This window comes from Mesorhizobium sp. M7A.F.Ca.ET.027.03.2.1, assembly GCF_003999175.1.
Classification (GTDB): domain Bacteria; phylum Pseudomonadota; class Alphaproteobacteria; order Rhizobiales; family Rhizobiaceae; genus Mesorhizobium.
The window spans coordinates 1-729 of the sequence record NZ_RZOM01001685.1 but is presented as its reverse complement, the minus strand read 5'-3'; the positions used below and the strand labels follow the sequence as shown (position 1 = coordinate 729).

General features: G+C 63.8%; 2 protein-coding genes. One reads left to right on the top strand and one right to left on the bottom strand.

The genetic code is table 11. From position 1 onward, the window contains the following. A partial coding sequence (locus tag EN750_RS39805; protein ID WP_210212808.1) for a hypothetical protein occupies positions 1 to 294 on the top strand: 294 nt, incomplete at its 5' end. Positions 295 to 298: 4 nt separating this feature from the next. On the opposite strand, the gene EN750_RS37360 is transcribed toward EN750_RS39805, so the two are convergent. After that, on the bottom strand, positions 299 to 729 hold a 431-nt coding region (locus tag EN750_RS37360; protein ID WP_145968331.1), incomplete at its 5' end, for a GGDEF domain-containing protein.

Below are 729 nucleotides of genomic sequence, written 5' to 3'. Positions count from 1 at the left end.
ATCATCGGGCTCGGCCTGCCGATCTCGATGCGCGTTTCGGCCATGCTGGTGGGCGGCAAGACAATGCGAGCAACACTTGTTTCCGCGCCCGGCGACGAGGCGTTGGCGTCGAAAGTCTCGTGGCAGATCAACCGCATCATGATGATCCTATGCGGCCTGCTGGTGCCGGGCATCCTGCTGTTCATTGCGTACGATATTGAGGCCGGGCCGATTATCACGGCGCTGAAATGGCTGGCGATCGCGCTGATGGCGGTTTCAACCGTGACGGGCATTCGACGGCAGAGGAAGTCGTAACGAACTAAATCCGCGCGGACTTTGTCCATGCAGCGGCCGTGTCGGCTTCGTGGCCGCCCGGCTCGCCGACGACGCGGTCGCGGCCGGTCGACTTCGCCTTGTAGAGACGCTGGTCGGCAAGCGCGAACAGGTCGGCTAGGCAGCGCGTGGTTTCGCTGACGCTGGAAACGCCGGCGCTGACGGTGAGCTCGAAGCGGCTGGTGGCGGCCGAGCCCTTGACCGCGTGGCGAATGCCTTCGCCGAACAGCCTGGCGACCGAGTGCGGACGAGAACTGAGGATGGCGAATTCCTCGCCGCCGATGCGGAACACCTGGTCCTCAGCGCTTGCCGCCTCGCCAAGCAGGGCAGCGACCGCCTTCAACACCTTGTCGCCTTCGGCATGGCCGAAACGGTCGTTGATCGACTTGAAATGGTCGACATCGATGATCAGCAGGC